The organism is Amorphus sp. MBR-141, assembly GCF_053628695.1.
This window is the reverse complement of the sequence record NZ_JBRJGW010000002.1, coordinates 22479-40738: the sequence shown is the minus strand read 5'-3', so window position 1 is coordinate 40738 and position 18260 is coordinate 22479. Positions and strand designations below refer to the sequence as shown.

General features: G+C 66.4%; 19 protein-coding genes. 10 read left to right on the top strand and 9 right to left on the bottom strand.

The window, feature by feature from the left end:
• From ACSSVZ_RS02580 to ACSSVZ_RS02560, 5 genes are all read left to right on the top strand, one after another.
• The gene (locus ACSSVZ_RS02580) at positions 1–2118 is read left to right on the top strand and encodes a fibronectin type III domain-containing protein (protein WP_453968086.1); all 2118 of its coding nucleotides are present in this window, start codon (positions 1–3) and stop codon (positions 2116–2118) included.
• Positions 2119–2192: 74 nt separating this feature from the next.
• Complete coding sequence (locus ACSSVZ_RS02575) at positions 2193–4157, top strand: hypothetical protein (RefSeq protein WP_453968085.1); 1965 nt, start codon at positions 2193–2195, stop codon at positions 4155–4157.
• 11 nt (positions 4158–4168) lie between these two features.
• Entirely contained in the window at positions 4169–4537 is a 369-nt protein-coding gene (locus ACSSVZ_RS02570; protein ID WP_453968083.1) for a hypothetical protein, read from the top strand.
• 3 nt (positions 4538–4540) lie between these two features.
• Positions 4541–6688, top strand: a complete 2148-nt coding sequence (locus ACSSVZ_RS02565) for a hypothetical protein (RefSeq protein ID WP_453968081.1) — start codon at positions 4541–4543, stop codon at positions 6686–6688.
• Positions 6689–6691: 3 nt separating this feature from the next.
• Positions 6692–7444, top strand: a complete 753-nt coding sequence (locus tag ACSSVZ_RS02560; protein WP_453968080.1) for a hypothetical protein — start codon at positions 6692–6694, stop codon at positions 7442–7444.
• Here the strand turns inward: ACSSVZ_RS02560 and ACSSVZ_RS02555 are convergent.
• Positions 7437–8066, bottom strand: coding sequence for a GDSL-type esterase/lipase family protein (locus tag ACSSVZ_RS02555; RefSeq protein WP_453968649.1), 630 nt, complete (start codon positions 8064–8066; stop codon positions 7437–7439). The two genes, ACSSVZ_RS02560 and ACSSVZ_RS02555, sit on opposite strands and share 8 nt — an antisense overlap.
• A 259-nt stretch (positions 8067–8325) precedes the next feature.
• Between ACSSVZ_RS02555 and ACSSVZ_RS02550 the strand changes: the two genes are divergently transcribed.
• From ACSSVZ_RS02550 to ACSSVZ_RS02530, 5 genes are all read left to right on the top strand, one after another.
• Complete coding sequence (locus tag ACSSVZ_RS02550) at positions 8326–9030, top strand: glycoside hydrolase family 19 protein (RefSeq protein WP_453968078.1); 705 nt, start codon at positions 8326–8328, stop codon at positions 9028–9030.
• 9 nt (positions 9031–9039) lie between these two features.
• Positions 9040–9276 (top strand): hypothetical protein, encoded by a 237-nt coding sequence (locus tag ACSSVZ_RS02545; protein ID WP_453968077.1) that lies wholly within the window; start codon positions 9040–9042, stop codon positions 9274–9276.
• Positions 9273–9545, top strand: a complete 273-nt coding sequence (locus ACSSVZ_RS02540) for a hypothetical protein (RefSeq protein WP_453968075.1) — start codon at positions 9273–9275, stop codon at positions 9543–9545. The genes ACSSVZ_RS02545 and ACSSVZ_RS02540 overlap by 4 nt, the downstream gene beginning before the upstream one ends.
• Before the next feature lie 120 nt (positions 9546–9665).
• Positions 9666–9962, top strand: a complete 297-nt coding sequence (locus ACSSVZ_RS02535; protein WP_453968074.1) for a hypothetical protein — start codon at positions 9666–9668, stop codon at positions 9960–9962.
• On the top strand, positions 9947–10405 hold the full coding sequence (locus ACSSVZ_RS02530; RefSeq protein ID WP_453968072.1) for a hypothetical protein: 459 nt from the start codon (positions 9947–9949) through the stop codon (positions 10403–10405). The genes ACSSVZ_RS02535 and ACSSVZ_RS02530 overlap by 16 nt, the downstream gene beginning before the upstream one ends.
• A 326-nt stretch (positions 10406–10731) precedes the next feature.
• Here ACSSVZ_RS02530 and ACSSVZ_RS02525 read toward each other — a convergent pair whose 3' ends face one another.
• The 8 genes from ACSSVZ_RS02525 to ACSSVZ_RS02490 form a co-directional block, all read right to left on the bottom strand.
• Complete coding sequence (locus tag ACSSVZ_RS02525; protein WP_453968070.1) at positions 10732–11520, bottom strand: SDR family NAD(P)-dependent oxidoreductase; 789 nt, start codon at positions 11518–11520, stop codon at positions 10732–10734.
• A gap of 56 nt (positions 11521–11576) precedes the next feature.
• Complete coding sequence (locus ACSSVZ_RS02520; RefSeq protein WP_453968069.1) at positions 11577–12371, bottom strand: alpha/beta fold hydrolase; 795 nt, start codon at positions 12369–12371, stop codon at positions 11577–11579.
• A gap of 11 nt (positions 12372–12382) precedes the next feature.
• Positions 12383–13273, bottom strand: a complete 891-nt coding sequence (locus ACSSVZ_RS02515) for an ABC transporter permease subunit (RefSeq protein ID WP_453968068.1) — start codon at positions 13271–13273, stop codon at positions 12383–12385.
• Positions 13270–14055, bottom strand: coding sequence for a taurine ABC transporter ATP-binding protein (locus ACSSVZ_RS02510; protein WP_453968067.1), 786 nt, complete (start codon positions 14053–14055; stop codon positions 13270–13272). Before ACSSVZ_RS02510 ends, ACSSVZ_RS02515 begins: the two co-directional genes overlap by 4 nt.
• 64 nt (positions 14056–14119) lie before the next feature.
• A complete protein-coding gene (gene tauA, locus ACSSVZ_RS02505; protein WP_453968065.1) occupies positions 14120–15118 on the bottom strand; it encodes a taurine ABC transporter substrate-binding protein in 999 nt (332 codons plus the stop codon).
• A gap of 117 nt (positions 15119–15235) precedes the next feature.
• Positions 15236–15958: an aspartate/glutamate racemase family protein gene (locus tag ACSSVZ_RS02500; protein ID WP_453968063.1), complete on the bottom strand. Its 723-nt coding sequence runs from the start codon at positions 15956–15958 to the stop codon at positions 15236–15238.
• On the bottom strand, positions 15958–17166 hold the full coding sequence (locus tag ACSSVZ_RS02495) for a DegT/DnrJ/EryC1/StrS family aminotransferase (RefSeq protein ID WP_453968062.1): 1209 nt from the start codon (positions 17164–17166) through the stop codon (positions 15958–15960). Before ACSSVZ_RS02495 ends, ACSSVZ_RS02500 begins: the two co-directional genes overlap by 1 nt.
• Before the next feature lie 26 nt (positions 17167–17192).
• Positions 17193–18215: a D-cysteine desulfhydrase gene (locus tag ACSSVZ_RS02490; protein ID WP_453968061.1), complete on the bottom strand. Its 1023-nt coding sequence runs from the start codon at positions 18213–18215 to the stop codon at positions 17193–17195.
• Positions 18216–18260: the final 45 nt, after the last annotated feature.

Below are 18260 nucleotides of genomic sequence, written 5' to 3'. Positions count from 1 at the left end.
ATGCCGCAGGTCGTTCCTCTCCTGGCACCTATCGTCGGGGCCATCTCCAGTGCCGCCACGGCCTTTGGCGCGGGGATATCGGCCTTTGCCGCGACGGGCATTGGCGGGTTTCTCCTGTCGGCCGGTGCCGCATTCGGCTTGAGCTATCTTTCCGGCCTTCTTCGGCCTTCATCGCAGACGCCGCAGCCGAGGCCGCAGGACCAGCAGGTCACGATCAAGTCGTCGTCGGCGCCGCGGTTTCGCGGCTATGGCATCGTCAAGATTGGCGGTGTGCTGATGCATGCCGGGGCACAGGGCGGGTATCTGCACCGGATCTTCGCTCTCGGATCTGGCGAGATCGACGCGTTCCTGGAGCACTGGATCGACGACTTGGCCGTGGAGATCGACGGAAGCGGCGACGTCACGAGCGGGAAATATGTCCACGAGGGGCAGTCCCGCGTCCACATCGAGAGCCGTCTCGGAACGACATCGCCGGCTCAGTACACCGGCATCACGGACTGGACGGCCGATCATCTCGGGAAGGGAATCCCGTCCGCCTATGTCCGGCTTGAGCAGGTGCCGAGCGAGGTCTTCCTCGACACGTTCCCGAACGGCGGCAACACGCAATATCGAGCGGTCTACCGGGGTGCCAAGGTGCCAAACCCGACGATCGGGGCGACAGGCGTCACGGATGGCGGCAACTTCTCCTGGTCCGATAATGCGGCCCGCGTCATCTGCGACTACCTGATCCACCCGGATGGGCTGGGACTCGACCCGTCATGGATCACCAATGCGCTCTCCTACTGGCAGACGGCGCAGAGCATCTGCGACGAGGATGTGGCTCTCGCCGCCGGGGGCACGGAGAAGCGCTACCGGATCTGGAACACCTACCGGTTCGACGAGAGGCCAGCCGATGTTCTGCAGCGGTTCCTTGCGGCCTGCGACGGCATCCTGGTCGCAACACCGGGTAGAGGGCTCGCGCTGATCGTCGGGAAATGGGTCACGCCGACGGTGACGATCGACGACAGCGCAATCCTGTCATTCGAGGACATCGGGCGGGGCAGGGACGCGCTCACGACGGCCAACACCATCCGGGCGCAGTTCACATTTCCAGGTCTCGACTATCAGGCGACGGACGCCGACCCGTGGATCGATGATGCAGACGTCACGGCTCGCGGCGAGTTCGTCACTGATATCGCGCTGTTCCCGGTTCCCAGCCATGGCCAGGCGCGCCGGCTGATGAAAATCTCGGCGCACCGCGCCAATCCGGAATGGGTCGGGACGCTCACCTGCAACCTGCGTGCCCTGCCGGTGATGGGGGAGCGGTTCATCACCGTCCAGGTTTCCGAGCTCGGCATCAGCGGGACGTTCGAGATACTGGATCAGCCGCAGTTTCTCGTCGACGAGGAAAGCCGGGTCCAGGGGATGCAAATCAGCGTCGCCTCCCTGACATCTGCCGCCTACGCCTGGAACGCCGCGACCGAGGAGGGCACAGGGCCGGTGGTGCCGACGTTCACGGCGCCGGACAACACCATCGACGCGCCGACCGGCCTTGACGTCACGATATCCCAGCGGGCGACCGTAGACGGTGGGACCGGCGCGTTCGCCGTCCTCGACTGGGACGCGCCGTCGGCGGACTATTTCCGGGGCGAGGCACGCTTCAAAAAAACGTCAGATTCCTTCTGGATCTCGATTGGTGTGCTCCGGGGGGCATCGCAGACGGAGACCGGCATTCTGGAGGATGGGGCGGAATACGAGTTCCAGATCCGGACGATTTCGGTGTCGGGTCGGGTGTCGGCCTGGTCGGATAGCGTGACCAGGACCATCGTCGCCGATGATGCCGCGCCGTCAGCGCCGACGAACCCGGGTGGAACCGGCGGCGAACTGGAAGCGACGCTCACCTGTACGGCGCCGAACTCGCGCAACTTCAAGGCGGCGATCCTCTACCGGTCGTCGAGCAACGTGTTTGCCTTAGCGGTCCAGGTCGAGACCGTCAACGGCTCGCCGAACCAGGCGATCTCCTACCGTCACCAGCCGATCCTGAGCGGCACCTGGTACTACTGGTGGACGGCGTCAAACGCATCCGGCGTGGAGTCCGCGCCGACGACGAGCGTGTCGGTGGTCGTTTCCGACCCGTAGAGACAGCCTGAAATCTTGAGCCAAACCAACCCGGCCGGGCAACCGCGCCGGGCTTTGCTTGTCCGGAGAATCCCATGGGTCAGATCGCGACGCTTGCCAATGCTGCCTATGTCGATGGCGTCGCCTCGGTGAAGTCGTCCATCCGCGCCGTGTTCGGCCAGGTCGACACCTATGTAGAGGATCTACGCACACGGGTTACGGCAGCCGAAGGCGATATCGACGACGCGGAAAGCGCCATCACGGCGCTGCAAGCGACCGATGTTACCCATCCGAACTATGGCGAGACGTCCGCCGATCGCGACCGCCCGGGCGAGGTGCGCAAATTCTGGACGTCTACCCTGGACGGGGCCCCCGCCGCGCTGACGCCGATCTCGGAATCCTGGGTGGTGGCGACCGCATTCGGCGCTGCGGTGCGTCTGACCGGGGCGCAGTATCTGGCGCCCATCGCCGCGACGATGATCGAGCCGGGCCGGCAGTATCGCATCCGGGCGGCCTATCGGGCCAATTCGACGACGGACCCGGATGGCGACACGGTGCAGCTCGGCATCCGCTGGCTGGACAAGGACAAGGCCGGGATTTCCACGACGGTCGCGGCGAACGTCCTGGAGTTCTCGACCGCCGACGGCCGGGCGAACACCTCTGTCGTGGTGGCCAAGACGGCTGCGACCGGCGTCGATGTGGTGCCGCCGGCGAGTGCGGTCTACATGCGCCCGTTCGTCCGCACGTTCTCCGCTTCCGGGCAGATCGACGTCGACGTGCTGGAAGTGGTTGATCTCTACGACACGGTGGATTGGTCGCCGGACGTCGAGGCCGTCGAAAACCGGATGTCGACGGCTGAGCAGGATATCGATGACCTGGAAGATCGGGCGACGGCGGTCGAGGGTCGCTCGACCGACCTGGAAGAGGAGGTCACGAACGCCCGGAACGGCGAAGCAAATCTCGACGATCGCCTGGACGGCATCGACACCGCTCTTGCGCAGGAAATCACCGATCGCGCCGCCGACGTAGACGCGGAGGAAGCGGCGCGGATTGCGGCTGACAATGCCCTGGACGGTCGCCTCGACGCCGTGGAAGCGGAGATCACGACCGCACGGGGCGGAGAGGCGAACCTCGACGCAAGGCTGGACGGAATTGATACCGCGATTTTGGATGAAGCGACGGCGCGCGCGGATGCCGACACGGCGCTGGATGGCCGTCTTGACCTGGTCGAAAGCGAAATCACCACCGCGCGGGGCGGCCAGGCTTCCCTCGACGATCGTCTCGACGTGATGGACGCGACGGATGCGGACTTCGAGACCCGCGTCGACGCACTCGAAACCGAAATGACGGCTGCCCGCGGCGGGGAAGTCGATCTCGACACCCGTCTCGACGGGATGGACACCGCCACGGCGGGCGCCCAGACCACGGCCGATACGGCGCAGGCCGAAATCACAGCAGCGCGAGGTGGCGAAGCAAATCTCGATGCGCGCTTGGATGGGATCGACACGGCCGTCTCGACGGCGCAGACCGCTGCGGACGATGCGCAGGCCGATGCCGACACGGTCACGGCAGAGGTCACCGCGGCCCGTGGGGGTGAGGTTGATCTCGATACTCGGTTGGATGGGATCGCCTCCGACGTCACCACAGCCCAGGGCACGGCCGACACCGCACAATCGGAAATCACGACGGCGCGGGGCGGCGAAGCCTCGCTGGATGCCCGCCTTGATGGGATCGACACCGAGTTCACGGACCGCCCGGCGCTTCAACGCCTGACGATCGCCGATGATGCGGCGACGAGCTTCACGCCGGTTAACACAGTCGGGCGGATCGCAATCTCCGGGCCCTCGGCCGCACTGACCGGAGACGTGTTTTTCGACGCCGTCTCGCCCGCCTGCACCGCCCTCGTGGCGGCCGCCGATATCGAGGTGACGACGGGGGCGCTCACCGGCACCGACGGCTCCGACGCCAAGCTGACGGTTTCGGCGCACACCGACGGCAACATTTATGTCGAGAACCGGACCGGCGCGTCTATCGACATTGTCCTTCTGACGATTTCTTAAGGGGCGGCCCAATGGCGCAGAAATTCACGGTCCGCGCCAACGCGGACTGGCAGGAGCCGTTTGTTCTGAAACAGGACGTGGAGCGGTGGCGGCTCGATGACTACGACGTCGAGATGCACATCAAGGCGGCCGCGGGCACCGGCACGGCGCTGGTGACGCTGTCGCCTGCCGACGGCTCGCTGGTCATTGTCGATCCTGTCGAGGGGCGTGTCGAGGTCTTTGTGCCGCGCGAAACCTTCGTGAGCACCCTGCCGCCTGGCTCCTACGTCTTCGACTTCCATCTCACCCGCAGAGACACCGATGCCGCTAGACGGTTCCAGACGAGCACGGACACGTGCATGCTCGTCGTGGTCGCCGGCGTCACCTATCCGGAGGCCTGATCCATGGCGCAGCGCAAGGTCGCGAGTCCCGTCTATCTTCAGTCGGCCGGGCGAGCCATCGACGGGCGGTCCGTGCTGTCCGGGGCTCGCGCGCCCTTGGACAGCGACGGACGGGTCGGGGACTTCTGGGTCGACACGACGGGGCCTGCCACCATTTACGGGCCAAGGACGGCCGCAGGGTGGCCTGCAGGGATCGAATTGACCGGATATAGCGGTTGGTCGCCCATTCTGGCCGCCGTCGAGGCCGACCCGGACTACAAGGTCTTGAAAGTGGTCGATTGGGTCGGTGGCGAGGGGGATAAACCGGCGGCTGGACTTTACGTTGGTGAAGATGGCCTCACGGCGGATATTTCCGAGGCCGCCGACGTTCGGGGTCCAATCGGCGACGTGACGCCGGCCGCTACGGCGGCGAAACTCGCGGCGGAGGCGGCGCAGGCCAATGCGGAGGCGGCGCAGCAAGCCGCTGAGGCGGCGGCGGGTGCGCTCGGCGCGACGCCGTACGCGACCAAATCGGCAATGGACATGGTCACTCCTACGCCGCTGCCGGCTTATGGCTACGTCTATGCCGACGGCGCCGCATCGAACAACGGGCTCTACATTTACCCGTCCGGTGGCGATGCATGGGTGCAGAGCAATGCCATTTCGCTGACGGCCGCGACGGAGAACGAGGTCGTCGCCGGGGTGCGTGATGATGTTGCCGTGACCCCGGCTGGAGATGCGGCGGCCCTGGCTCCGGTCAAAGCCGATTTCAGGAACTTCACCGCAGGTTCTGGAAAGGTCGCCCGGGATAGCCTCATTCCGATCATCCTGGGGGATGATGGCGGTATCGTTCTCGGCTTCGATGTGCTGGAGCGGACCCTTGTCGGCGAGTTTGCCGCGGGCCGATACGCCGACGCGCGGCCCGACGCGGTGCCGATCGAGGGAGTTGAGCTTGCCGATTGGAATGGATTCATCTCGTACGGCCAGTCGCTGTCGCTTGGGTGGCTCGGCGGAACCGTGCTGTCGGACTCGCAGCCCTACCTCAACCTGACCTTTCTCGGCGGATGCAAGGCCGATCCAGACGACGAAACGACCGGGATCACAGATACCAAGCCGTTGGTCGAAGACAATCTCGGACCGCTCGAGGCGACCGGGACCAGCGGCGGCGAGACGCCATGCTCCGGGGCCTGCAACGAGGCGGTCACGCGGGCGATTCGCGACCATGGATATTCGGCGAGCGACCTGGTCTGGTTCGCATCCTCTCCTGGCGAAGATGGCACTTCCATCGCGCAGCTGTCGAAACCGGGAACGTATTACACGCGGTTCATGAACTACGTTCAGGGTGCTTACGATCTGGCCGTGGCGGACGGTAAATCGTATGCGTTGCAGGCCGTGGCGTGGGTTCAGATGGAAAAAGATGCTCAGAGTAACACCAGCAAGGCCGTATATAAATCGGCTCTTAACCAGATCATTTCAGACATCAACGCCGATGTGAAGTTGATCACGGGGCAGGCAACGGATGTTCACTTTCTTTGCTATCAAAACACCTATCTCGTTACAGATGGGAATCGAGACGGGCCTTTGCTAGCGACGGACGAAGTGTGCCAAGAGAACCCTCTGGCGCACATGATCTGCCCGCTTTACTTTATGCGGTACTTCGATTCGACGCATGTGACGGTCGAAACCTATCAGCGCATGGGGAGATATTTTGGCCGCGCATTGGTGCAGTTGTTCATAGAGCAGAGGGTCCCGGACGGTTGCTATATTAGCAATGCCTATGTCGTTGGACCGGCGGGAACCGATGTCGTGGTCCGGATCCACGCCCCGTCCGGCCGCGCCGTGATCGACCCTGATCTCTGCGGCCCGATCGTCAACGAAGGTTTCGTGGTCCGCGACGATACCGGTGACTTGACAGTGACCAATGTTCGCCGGACCGGAGACGCTGAGATTACCATGACCATCAACCGTGAACTCGACGAAAATCCGGTTGTCCGCTATGGGATCGACTCGTTCCCGCTGGGGCCGCCCCGGACGAAGATCGCTCCACTCGGCGGTGGGTCGGGAAACATCCGCGACACGACGATCGAGACGTTCATGATCGGCGGTGTGGCGTACCCGGCTTTTCATGCGCTGCAATGCACCGAACGCAACATCAACATCCTGGAGGCGTAGCCGATGGAAAATTTCAATCGCATCGCCGGAGGTACGTTCGCGGCCTCGTCCATCGACGAGACGGCCGCCACGCTGCCCTATTCCCAGGCCGAGGTCGGGGCGTATGGGCATTGGATGTTTCAGGCCGGAGACAGTGGTGGCCTGACCAGCATCATCGGAAACAGGGCGCTCGTTGCTCAGTCGACCCCGACTTATGCCGCGGACTATGTGTCGCTTGATTTCCGGTACGAAGGCGACGCGCTGATCAGCGATTTCGAGGACAATGACACGACCGTTGAGGTCACGATGGCCGCCGTGGTGCGGGCCAGCATCAACACGGGCAACTCGGTCGTTTTTGGATCTTATGAGGATGGAACGCCAGGAGGGTTCCGGCTGGCCCTTGGGTCCGGCGCCGTTACTTGCTCCAGCCAGGGCGATTTCGGATTCGTGACGCCGCCCGGCCTTAGTTTCCCGACGGCAACCTGGTTTTTCGTGGCCGCATCGAAGGGCATTGCCCGTGACGGGGCCAAGTCGTTGTCGATCTACCTGGGCGGTGTCGGCAGTTATATCAATTTCGACCGTGACACGTACACACCGGCCGGGGCATCGCGGTATTTCTCATTCGGTAACGCCTACTCCGGCGCCGGTACCGGGTCTGGCGTGCTCGACGTTGCCGAGGCGATCCTGTTCGACCGGTTCATGGGCATCGCCGAGATCAACGCACTCTACGCCCGGTCGAAGAAGCGAATGGCCGCAGCCGGGATTACCGTCACCTAGCAGACTTCCGAAGGTAAAGCAGATGCCTGCGCTGACAATCTGAGTGCTGAGCGTCGAGAAGTTCAAGCCGATCGGATATCGCAGCAGCGAGCACAGTGTAGCCAGCGGTGTTGAGGTGTATGCCGTCCGATGTGTAAGCAGCGGCCATAAACCCGTCACTGTCGGTGAGCGTGCTGCGGACGTCGAGGTAGGAACACCGCGCGTTGCACTGCTTCGTAATCTCCGCAGAGAGCGCAGCCATTCGGTGGTTCGCCCACCCATACTGCCCTGCCGTTGGTGGTGGGGAGAGAACGATCAGGGGCGCCGTCTGAGCAAGTGTGTCGATTATTTCGCCGATTCTAGACGCCACTGTCGCGACTGAAGCGCCCCCCATGATGTCATTCGTTCCGATCATGAGGACACGCACAGCTGCCGGGTGGGTGAAAATGTCGATATTTTCGAGCAGTGTCTCAGAACTCGCACCCCGCACCCCCAGGTTCGCGACACTGGGGCCTAGTAGACCACTGACATCCGACGCTCTTGAGATATTGCTGTCGCCGATTAGCTGAATAGGCCCCGTCGGTAGGTGGGCGCGCAGGTACGCCAACCGGTCAACAAAAGCCGGAGGTGGCTTAGGCGGCATGACTCGTCGGTAGAGGGGGCCGTCGAGCGTCGCCCCCGCCACGGCGCCAGTCAGCAAAGCGCACGCGGCGATGGCTACTGTTCTGGTTCGCATCGGCCTGTGTTGAGTTGAAAGATCAATCACAATTCTAGCGTGCGGGCCTATGGAAGTCTAGTCGCCCGTTCGCGGTGGACCCGCATCGCTTTAGACGGTCTTGGATCTTCTAATTGAGCCCTCCAGCCCCGCCCCGAGCGGGGCTTTTGATTCCAGGAGACAGAGAATGGACCGCAAGGCGTTTTACGACGCCCTGCGACCGACGCTTGGCGCGCTGACGCAGGCGAACGTCGTGGGATTCGAACTAGTGCTCAGCGAGGCAGAGCGCCGCCGAACCGCTCTGAACCAGCTTGCCTACATCATCGCCACCGCGTGGTGGGAGACCGGCAAGACAATGCAGCCGGTGAAAGAGGCCTATTGGCTCTCCGAGGCGTGGCGTCGGAAGAACCTGCGCTATTCCCCCTTCTATGGTCGCGGCTTCGTCCAGCTCACATGGGAGGCCAACTACCGCAAGGCAAGCGACCTCTACGGGGTCGATTTCGTCGCCAATCCGGATCTGGTGATGGAGCCGAAGCACTCGGTCGCGATCCTGTTCGACGGGATGCTGGACGGCTGGTTCACCGGCAAGGATCTCGACGACTACATCGACGACGTCGACGAGAGCGACGACGAGGATCTGCGGGAGTTCGTCAACGCGCGCCGCATCGTCAACGGCACCAATCGCCAGACTGAAATCGGCAAGCTAGCGCTCGTCTTTGAGAGGGCGCTACGAGCGGCTGGATACGGTGCGCCGGTGGTTCAGCCTGACCCGGCGCCCGTCCCCCCGCTGCCCGACGTCGAGCCGGCGGACGCTGCGCCGAGCGCTAGCGGTGGATCCCGCTCGCTGCTGCAGGCGCTCCTGTCCGCGATCCTCGCGCTCTTCCGGAAATAGGAGGCCGCCATGGCCGAGAAACCGCCCCTCGTCGATCAGCCCGGATCCAAGCCCACGCGCAAGGTGACGGCATCCACCATAGGGGCTGCGGCCGGTGCCGCGCTCTCCCAGGTCATGGTCAACGCTATCGACCTTCACGTCCCGTTGCTGGCCGGTGCTGACGTATCGGCGCTGATCTATCTCGTCGTGCCGGCGGTGACGGCCTACGCCTTCGGTTGGCTGACCCGCGATCGGGCCCCGGCATGATCACCGCGATCCTCGCCCAGGTCCCGCGCCCTGTCTGGTACGCGCTCGCCGTACTGGCAGCCATCGGCGCGGCCCACTGGACCGGCCGCATGGTCGAGTCCAACGCCTGTGACGCTCGCGTGGCCGAAGCCCGCGCATCTCTCATCTCCGAAATCAGCGAGGGCACCAATGCGAAGGTGGAATCCGCTCTTGAGGCTCGGCGCCGTGCTGAGCGCGACTTTGACGCTGGCCGCGTGCCAGACGACCCCTTCCTCCGTCCGGACGAGTGACGTGGCCTGCACGGTGTTCTCGCCGATCACCTACGCCTCGCAGGACACCGCGCCGACGGTCCGGCAGATCCGGGGCCACAATGCGGCGTTTGTCGCCACCTGCGAAAGTGGCCCGGACTGATGGCTGGGCCTGAGAACGGGGAGACCTTGCCGGCGCACGTTCGCGACTGGCTGCGAGACCTATCACCAGAGCAGGCGGACTACCTCGAGCGAATGAACTCGGAAACCTTGAAATGGCTCTCGGAAATGCGGGCTGAGGAGGTGACCGAGATCCGGGAAGGCGTCGAGTTCATCCGGGCCGCCCGTCGCATGGGCGCGTTCGGCAGGTGGGTCCTTTTCATGATCGCGGCGATCTTCGCCGCGACCATGTCGATCGGTGAAGGATGGAAGGCGGCGCGAGCATGGTGGGGTTCATGAAGTGGGTCCAAAACGTTCTCACCTGGTCGTTGCTGGTGTTCGCGGCGGCCGGGCTCTGCGGCAGCGCCGGCATTCTCGGGTTCTGGATTGCCGATCGCGAGCCGCCTGTGCGCTTCTATTCGGGCGCGCCGGGTCGCGCCATCATCGGCGGCGGGGCCACACTGGAGATTGCCTATGACGTGCGGGTCGAGCGGCTTTGTGCCTCGACCATGGTCTCCGTGCTGACCGACAGCAGCGGCGCTCGGTTCCCGCTACAGCAGCTCTCCACCCCGCCTCCGAGCCATCCAAGCGACGCAACGGTGATCTACAAGGTGCTGGTGCCGCGTCGCATGGCCAAGGGCCCGGCGGAGCACCACGGAATCGCGGAGTTCGTCTGCAACCCGATCCATCGGATCTGGCCTTTGACCGTGAAGCTTCCTGAGATCGACTTCGCCGTGAGGTGATCGCAGACGCGCCATCGACCTTGTGGGAACTCGCCGGAAAGTCGTTTGGAATCAATGGGGCTGAAAACCGGCACGAAACGGGAACTGTTCCCACGTTTCGTTGAAACCATTACGCTATAGGCGGATTTGCAGTCCGCTGCGTAACCACTCCGCCACGTCGCCACTCGGCTGGGAGAGGTATTTCGGATCAGGGGCTTGCGCAAGGCAAAAGCGGCTGCGTCCCCGATTTTTCGAACGCCGGGCCGTGCAGTCTTTCCCGCCCCGACCCCGCGCAGCGTCTTCACAGGGTAACCGCCGACCGCGAGGCCAGCTGATCGGAAAAGGCTCTAGATCCCCGGCGTCGCGCCGCCGTCGATGGCGAAGCCGACGCCCTGGACGTGGCGCGCGGCGGGGCTGCAGAGGAACGCCACCACCCCTGCGATGTCGTCGGTGGTGCCGAGGCGGCGGATGCCGGCCTTCGTCACGTTGCGCTGGCGGATCTCGTCCTCTGGCACGCCTTCAGCCTCCGCCTGCTGGTGGATGAGCTGCTCCAGCCGGTCGGTCTCGACCATGCCGGGATGCACGATGTTGACGTTCACGTCGTCGACGAGCCCCTGCTTGGAGAGCGACTTGCTGAAGTGGGCGAGCGCCGCATTGACCGCGCCGCCGACCATGAAGGTCGGGCCGGGCGTGTAGGCCGCCGCGCCGCCGATGTTGATGACGGTGCCGTGCCGCGCCGCCAGCGCCGGCCACAGCGCGCGGGTGAGCCGGACCGCGCCGAAGAACTTCAGGGCGAAGCCGTCGGTCCAGTCGGCGTCGGGCTGCGCCGGAAAGGCGCCGGCCCGGGTGGCGCCGGCGCAGTTGATGAGGATGTCGAGCTGGCCGAGCTCGGAGAGGGCGCGCGCGGCGGCGTCGGTGCAGCCGTCCTCCGTGGTGAGGTCGGCCGGGATCGCGACCGCCCGGACGCCGTGTGTGGCCTCGATCTCGCGGGCGGCCGCGGCGAGGGTGTCGGCGGAGCGGGCGACCAGCGCCACGTCGGCGCCGTCGGCGGCCAGCCGCCGGGCGATGGCCGCGCCGATGCCCTTGCTGGCGCCGGTGACGAGGGCGGTCTTTCCGGCGAGCTTCTTGTCCGACATGGGGTCTCCTTCAAAGATCTCTGCGAGCCGATCACGCGGAACCGCCCGGCACAGCTCTACACGCTGGAGGAGGGAAGGAGAAAGTCGGCCACCAGCGCCTCGAACAGGTGCGGCTTTTCCTGATGGACATTGTGGGCGCAACCGGGAACCACCGCCAGGCTGGCGCCGGCGATCCCCCGCCACAGCGCCTCGGGCTGGGGCCAGGCGTAGGAGCGGTCGCGGTCGCCCCACAGCACGAGCGTCGGCGCGGCGATGCGGGCGAGGCCGGCGCGACCGTCCCAGGTTTCCATAGCATCGAGGCCGGCGAGTGCCGTCTGCTCGCTGACCAGCCTGCCCAGCGCGGCGCAGACCGGGAACGCGGCGGCGGCTTCTCCGTCGACAAACCAGGTCGCCGCGATCCGCCGCGCCGTGTCCGGCACGCCGTCGGCGCGGAGGCGCCGGCGCGACGTCTCGATGGGCTCGAAGCGGTCAGGCAGGACGCCGCGCGGGCCGGTGCCGTAGAGCACCAGCCGGTCGATGCGGTCCGGAATGTGGGCGGCGACTTCTTGGGCGATCATGCCGCCCATGGAGTGGCCGAGGAGGTGGAACCGGGCGATGCCGAGGCCGTCGAGGCGGGCGATGATGTCGCGGGCGTGGCCGGCGATGGTGTCGGGGCTGGGCTCGGCCGCGCGGGCGCCGTAGCCGGCGAGGTCGGGCGCGATGACGTCGAAGCGGTGGGAGAACCGCTCGACCTCGCGCCGCCACATCCCGGCGCCGCCGAGATAACCGTGCACCAGCACCAGCGGGGCGCCGCTGCCCCGGCGCAGCCCGGCGAGCCCGGTCGCCGGGTCGCCGGTCGCTTCGGCGGCCATCTGTGGCGGCCCTACATCTTGCCCTTCCAGGGCACCACCCGGCGCTCGATGAAGCGCATCAGGAGGTCGAAGGCGTAGGCGATGGCGGCGATCACCACGATGCCCATGATGACGGTGGAGGTCTGCAGGAACTGCGACGCCGACAGCACCATGTAGCCGATGCCCGAGGTGGCGGCGACCATCTCGGCGGCGACCAGCGTCGTCCAGCCGAAGCCGATGCCGATGCGCATGGCGGTGAGGATTTCCGGCAGCGCCGAGGGCAGGATGATGTGGCGCATCACCTGCCAGCGCGACGCGCCGAAGGAATAGGCCGCGTGGATCTGCTCGATGGCGGCCGAGCGCACGCCGGCCTTGGCGCCGAGCGCCACCGGGGCGAACACCGACAGGAAGATCAGCAGCACCTTGGAGACCTCGCCGATGCCGAACCAGATGATCATCAGCGGCAGGTAGGCGAGCGGCGGGATCGGCCGGTAGAACTCGATCGGCGGGTCGAAGATGCCGCGCATGGTCGGGCTCATGCCCATGGCGAGGCCCAGCGGGACGCCGACCGCACAGGCCAGCAGGAAGGCGCCGAACACCCGCGCCGCCGAGATCGCGATGTGCTCCCACAGCGGCGTGCCGGTGAAGCCGTTCTGCCAGACGGTGACGAACTTCTGGACGATCGACTGCGGCGACGGCACGAACAGCGGCTTGACGAGGCCGAGCTCGGTCACCAGCCACCACAGGAAGATCAGCAGGCCGATGGTGATCAGGCTGAGCATGACGGTGTCGCCGCTGCCCGGCACGCCGTAGGTCTCGCCGGGCTGGGTCGGCTTGCCGCGCGCCAGCCGCGAAATGCCGGCGGAGAGGGCGGACTTCCGCGGCGGCGGGCTGTCGGATACCGGCTCGACCTGCTCGCTCATGCGGCCTCCTCGTCGGCGAAGATGATGCTGAGAACCTGCTCGCGGATCTCGATGAAATCCGGGGACGCCTTGATCTTGCGGGCGGGCTGGCCATCGCAGAAGCGCCGCGAGAACGGCAGGTCGAAGCGGTGGGCGATGCGGCCCGGCCGCGGCGACATCACCACGAGCTTGGTTCCCATGAACAGCGCCTCCTCGACGCTGTGGGTGATGAAGAACATCGACTTCTTGGTGTCGTCCCAGAGGCGCAGGATGAGCTCCTGGGCCTTCTCCCGCGTCAGCGCGTCGAGGGCGCCGAGAGGCTCGTCCATCAGCAGCACCTTCGGTTCGCAGGTGAGCGCCCGGGCGATGCCGACGCGCTGCTGCATGCCGCCGGAAAGCGCGTAGACCGGTGACTGCTCGAAGCCGGACAGGCCGAGCAGCCCGATGAATTTCGCGGCGATCGCGTTGCGGTTCTGCTGCGAGACGCCCTGCAGCTTCAGGCCGAAGGCGACGTTGTCGAGCACGTTGAGCCACGGCAAGAGCGCGTGCTTCTGGAACACCACCGAGCGGTCGGCGCCGGGGCCGTCGACGGGCTCGCCGTCCAGCGTGATCGATCCCGACGAGGGCGACAGGAAGCCGGCGATCAGGTTGAGCAGCGTGGACTTGCCGCAGCCGGAGGCGCCGAGCGCCACGACGAAATCGCCGGGCTCGATGGTGAGGTCGATCTTGCGCAGGGCTTCGACCGGCGGGCGGCCGTTCGCCGCCGGGTAGACGACGGACGTGTCTTCGATGTGTAGCGCCATGATTCTCCCCGAAGGTGACCGCGGCGGGCAACCCCGCCGCGGTCGGAACTGTCAGTCGAAGAGCCTACTTCTCGATGGCCGCCTTGGCGAACTCGGCGGTCACGTAGTCGGAGTAGTCGTCGGCGAGCTGGTCGATGCGGCCGGCCGACTTCAGGAACTCCGAGGTCTCCTTCAGCGCCTTGGCGGCACCTCCGCCGAGCCACATCTCGCCGACCTGCTCGGTGAGCGGCAGGTAGGTGAAGCCCTCGATGATCTCCGGCACCTGGTCCGGCTCGGCGCCGGTGCGCTCGGCGATCGCCTTCACGGCGGCGCTGTCCGGGGTCCAGGCCGACGGGTCCTTCAGGTAGGCCTCGTTGGCGTCGTTCATCGCCTTCGTGAAGGCCACCATGGCGTCATGGTTGGCGGCGGCGAACTCCTTGTTGACGACCCAGGCGTCGAAGGTCGGATAACCCCATTCGGCGGTCTGGTTGGCGCTGATGAGACGGGTACCCGTCTGCAGGATCTTCGCCTGCACCGGCTGCCAGATGAAGCCGCCGTCGATGGCGCCCTGTTCCCAGGCCGCGGCGATCTGGTCCGGCGGCATGGAAATGATGGTGAGCTCGTTCTCCTTTATGCCGGCATGCTTGAGGGCGCCCATCAGAGAGAAGTGCGCGGTGGAGCCGACGGGCACGGCGACGCGCTTGCCCTTCAGGTCTTCGATGGTCTTGATGCCGGAGCCTTCGCGCACGATCAGCGATTCCGCGTCGCCGATGACCATGGCGAACATGAACATCTCGATCGGCACGCCCTGGCTGGCGGCGATCGCCATCGGCGACGAGCCGAGGTCCGACAGGACGACGTCGCCCGAGGCCATGGCGGCGATGACGTCGGTGCCGGAGGCGAACTTGCGCCACTCGATGTCCCAGCCGGTCGCGTCCTCGAATTTCTTCTCGGCGGCGGCGTACTGGTCCGGCGTCGGGTTGCCGAAATGTCCGATGATGACGGTTTCCGCCTGGGCCGAGGCGACGAAGGCGGCGGATGCCGTCACGCCGGCCAGGAGGATGGCTGCAAGGGTGGTCTTCATGCTGACTTTTCCTTCTCTCTTCTGATGATGTGTCCCCTTGTCCGGGGATCTGGTGTGGAAGACGGGAACGACCTTGTCCGGCAGGCTTCGCAGCTTGCCCTCCAGACCGTCCTCGCCTCAAGCGTTCCTTGCGAAGCCTCGTACAATTCCTGCTGGCGCACAGGAGAAGGCGACGACCTCCTCGGCCAGCACGTCGATGGTGTCCGCAAGGGGAAGCACGTTGCGTGCCGCTTCGGTGATGATCGAGAATTCCGAGCAGGCGACGAGGAGGGCGTCCGCCCCGGCGCGCTCCAGGTCGGCCGCCGCGGCGGCGAGCGTGCGCCGCGCCGGCTCATAGTGGCGGACCTTCACGGCGCGGATCGCCTCGAGCAGGAGATCATCGCCGCCGGCGTACAGCGGTACGATGCCCAGATCGGAGAACGGCCGCTCGAAGATGCCGGTGAGGCGAACCGCCGGCGAAGCGAGGATGCCGACGCGGCGCGCGCCCAGGCCGACCATGTGCTCCGCCGACAGCGCCACCATGTCGAGAAAGGGAATGCCGACCGCCGCCGATATGGCCGGGGCGAAATGGTGGGCGGTGTTGCACGGCATTGCCAGCGCCTCGGCGCCGGCCGCCTCGAGGCCGCGCGCCATGGCGACGAGCACCGGGGCCGGGTCCGCACCGGTGCCCTCCACGAGCGCCTTCACCCGCGATGGCACCTGGGGATTGCTGTCCACCAGCAGCGGCACGTGATCCTGGTCGTCGGCGACGTCGGTCAGCTCGATGACCCGTTGCATGAACAGGACGGTTGCCTCGGGGCCCATGCCGCCGAGCACGCCGACGCGTCGCCGGACCGCCATCACGCGGCCCCCGCGATGGAGAGGCGGCCCGCGCAGTGCGCAATGATCTCGGCGATGTGCCGGCAGTCGTCGACGCCAAAGGTCAGGGGAACCCGCATGTCGAAGAGACCGGCGAGGACGCGATCGGTCCGGGGAAGTTTCTGTGGCTCGATGTAGGTCCAGCTGTGATGGCTGCTGGTGAAGGCCTGCGGTTCGGCCGCGCCGAACCATTTCAGTTCGACGCCGAGATCGAGGGCGTCTTGCACGAACCGGCGGGCGGCATCGGCGGCGATGCCCGGGATCAGGAACTGGAACGAGCTGCCCACATAGTGCTCTTCCGGCGGACGTACGGGGAGATGGAGCCTGGGCGCGCCGCTGAGGCCGTCCTCCAGCGCGCGATAGCGCGCGTTCCAGCGCTCCACGTTGGCGTCGAGGGCGTCGAGCTGGGGCAGCAGGATCGCGGCCCGCAGATTGTCCATGCGGCCGGAGTTGTTGGGGGTCTCCAGGCGGATCCGGTCGAAGACGGCGGCGTCGGGTGCCGCGCCGTGGCGCTCGTAGAGCATGTAGGAGCCCGACAGGATGATCGCGCGGGCCGCCAGCTCTGGATCGTCGGTGGTCAGCAGGCCGCCTTCGCCGGAGTTGATGTGCTTGTAGGTCTGGGTGCTGAAGCAGGCGACCCGGCCGAAGCTGCCGCTCTTCCGGCCGCGCCAGGCGGCCCCCATCGTGTGGGCGCAGTCCTCGATGACGGTCAGGCCGCGTCGCTCGGCGATCGCCATCATCGCGTCCATGTCGGCCAGATGGCCGCGCATGTGGGAGACGAGCAGGAAGCGGGCGCCGGAGGACTCCGCCTTGGCGGCCAGGTCGTCGAGGTCGATGACGAGGTCGTCGGTCGTCTCCACCAGCACCGGACGGCCGCCGGCGGCGACGATCGCGCCGGGGACAGGGGCCAGCGTGAAGGCGTTGGTGAGCACCGGCTCGCCCGTCGCCAGGCCCGATGCCCGCAGCGCCAGCTGCATCGCGTAGCCGCCCGAGGCGCAGGCGAGGCAGTAGCGGCTGCCCTGGTAGGCGGCGAAGGCGCGCTCCAGCTCCGAGGCGGCCGAGGTTTCCCCGGCAAGCGTGTTGTAGCGGTGCAGCCGGCCGGAGCGCAGCACGTCCACCGCCGCGGCGATCCCGTCTTCGCCGATCGGCTCCTGCTGCGTGAAGGGGCGGGTGAAGGGGCGGACGGTCATGGCGGGCCTGTCGTCTCCCGATCCGATCACGCGGCGCTCTGCAGCGCCGACGGGGAGCCGAACGCCGAGGTGTAGCCGAACAGGGCGGCCGATCCGCCGGTGTGCAGGAAGACGATCCGCTGGCCGCGTTTGAAGTGTCCCTTGCGCACCAGGTCGATGAGGCCGGCCGCCCCCTTTCCCGAATAGACGGGGTCGAGAAGGATCCCCTCCAGCTGGGCGAACATCTCGATGGCCTCGATGGTGCCGTCGGCGGGCATGCCGTAGCCGGGGCCGACATAGTCGGTGTTGGCGACGACGTCCTCGCGGGCGACGACGCCGGCGCAGCCGAGCTTCTCCGCCGTCCGGCAGGCCAGCGCGAAGACGCTCTCCTCCTGCTTCGGCCGCGGCGCGCGCACCCCGATGCCCAGCAGCGGCACGCCGGCGTTCATCGCCTTCAGGCCGACGATCAGGCCGGCCTGGGTGCCGGCGCTCCCCGTGGCATGGACGAGGGTATCGATGACCAGGCCGGCGTCGTTGGCCTGGCCGACGAGCTCGAAGGCGCAGTTGACGTAGCCCAGTGCACCGGTCGGGTTGGAGCCGCCGCCGGGGATCGTGTAGACGCGCTTGCCGCCGGCGCGAACGGTCTCGGCGACCGCCTCCAGCTCGGCGTTCATGTCGAGGCCCGGGCCGCGCTTCTCGCTGGTGGCGCCGTGCAGGCCGTCCAGAAAGACGTTGCCGTTGCCGGTGTAGTTGGCGTCGGTGGAACCGGTGCGGTCTTCCAGCAGCAGATGGCAGGCCATGCCGAGGCGCGCGGCGGCGGCGGCCGTCTGCCGGGCGTGGTTCGATTGCGTCGCGCCCTGGGTCATCACGACGTCGGCCGACTGCTCGGCCGCCTCCGCCATCAGGAACTCCAGCTTGCGCGTCTTGTTGCCGCCGGTCGACAGGCCGGTGCAGTCGTCGCGCTTGATCCAGATCTCCGGTCCGCCCAGTTCGCGGGTCAGCCTGTCGAGCCGCTCGAGCGGCGTGGGGAGATGGGCAAGGCGGAGCCTGGGAAACTTCGAAATATGCATAAGCAATGATCATGACCAAGAAATGCGCGGGTGCAAATGCAAAAT

Bases quoted from the DNA above. Each gene is read 5' to 3' on its own strand.
- ACSSVZ_RS02580 (WP_453968086.1), top strand. From the start codon at position 1: ATGCCGCAGGTCGTTCCTCTCCTGGCACCTATCGTCGGGGCCATCTCC.
- ACSSVZ_RS02575 (WP_453968085.1), top strand. From the start codon at position 2,193: ATGGGTCAGATCGCGACGCTTGCCAATGCTGCCTATGTCGATGGCGTC.
- ACSSVZ_RS02570 (WP_453968083.1), top strand. From the start codon at position 4,169: ATGGCGCAGAAATTCACGGTCCGCGCCAACGCGGACTGGCAGGAGCCG.
- ACSSVZ_RS02565 (WP_453968081.1), top strand. From the start codon at position 4,541: ATGGCGCAGCGCAAGGTCGCGAGTCCCGTCTATCTTCAGTCGGCCGGG.
- ACSSVZ_RS02560 (WP_453968080.1), top strand. From the start codon at position 6,692: ATGGAAAATTTCAATCGCATCGCCGGAGGTACGTTCGCGGCCTCGTCC.
- ACSSVZ_RS02555 (WP_453968649.1), bottom strand. From the start codon at position 8,066: ATGCCGCCTAAGCCACCTCCGGCTTTTGTTGACCGGTTGGCGTACCTG.
- ACSSVZ_RS02550 (WP_453968078.1), top strand. From the start codon at position 8,326: ATGGACCGCAAGGCGTTTTACGACGCCCTGCGACCGACGCTTGGCGCG.
- ACSSVZ_RS02545 (WP_453968077.1), top strand. From the start codon at position 9,040: ATGGCCGAGAAACCGCCCCTCGTCGATCAGCCCGGATCCAAGCCCACG.
- ACSSVZ_RS02540 (WP_453968075.1), top strand. From the start codon at position 9,273: ATGATCACCGCGATCCTCGCCCAGGTCCCGCGCCCTGTCTGGTACGCG.
- ACSSVZ_RS02535 (WP_453968074.1), top strand. From the start codon at position 9,666: ATGGCTGGGCCTGAGAACGGGGAGACCTTGCCGGCGCACGTTCGCGAC.
- ACSSVZ_RS02530 (WP_453968072.1), top strand. From the start codon at position 9,947: ATGGTGGGGTTCATGAAGTGGGTCCAAAACGTTCTCACCTGGTCGTTG.
- ACSSVZ_RS02525 (WP_453968070.1), bottom strand. From the start codon at position 11,520: ATGTCGGACAAGAAGCTCGCCGGAAAGACCGCCCTCGTCACCGGCGCC.
- ACSSVZ_RS02520 (WP_453968069.1), bottom strand. From the start codon at position 12,371: ATGGCCGCCGAAGCGACCGGCGACCCGGCGACCGGGCTCGCCGGGCTG.
- ACSSVZ_RS02515 (WP_453968068.1), bottom strand. From the start codon at position 13,273: ATGAGCGAGCAGGTCGAGCCGGTATCCGACAGCCCGCCGCCGCGGAAG.
- ACSSVZ_RS02510 (WP_453968067.1), bottom strand. From the start codon at position 14,055: ATGGCGCTACACATCGAAGACACGTCCGTCGTCTACCCGGCGGCGAAC.
- tauA (WP_453968065.1), bottom strand. From the start codon at position 15,118: ATGAAGACCACCCTTGCAGCCATCCTCCTGGCCGGCGTGACGGCATCC.
- ACSSVZ_RS02500 (WP_453968063.1), bottom strand. From the start codon at position 15,958: ATGGCGGTCCGGCGACGCGTCGGCGTGCTCGGCGGCATGGGCCCCGAG.
- ACSSVZ_RS02495 (WP_453968062.1), bottom strand. From the start codon at position 17,166: ATGACCGTCCGCCCCTTCACCCGCCCCTTCACGCAGCAGGAGCCGATC.
- ACSSVZ_RS02490 (WP_453968061.1), bottom strand. From the start codon at position 18,215: ATGCATATTTCGAAGTTTCCCAGGCTCCGCCTTGCCCATCTCCCCACG.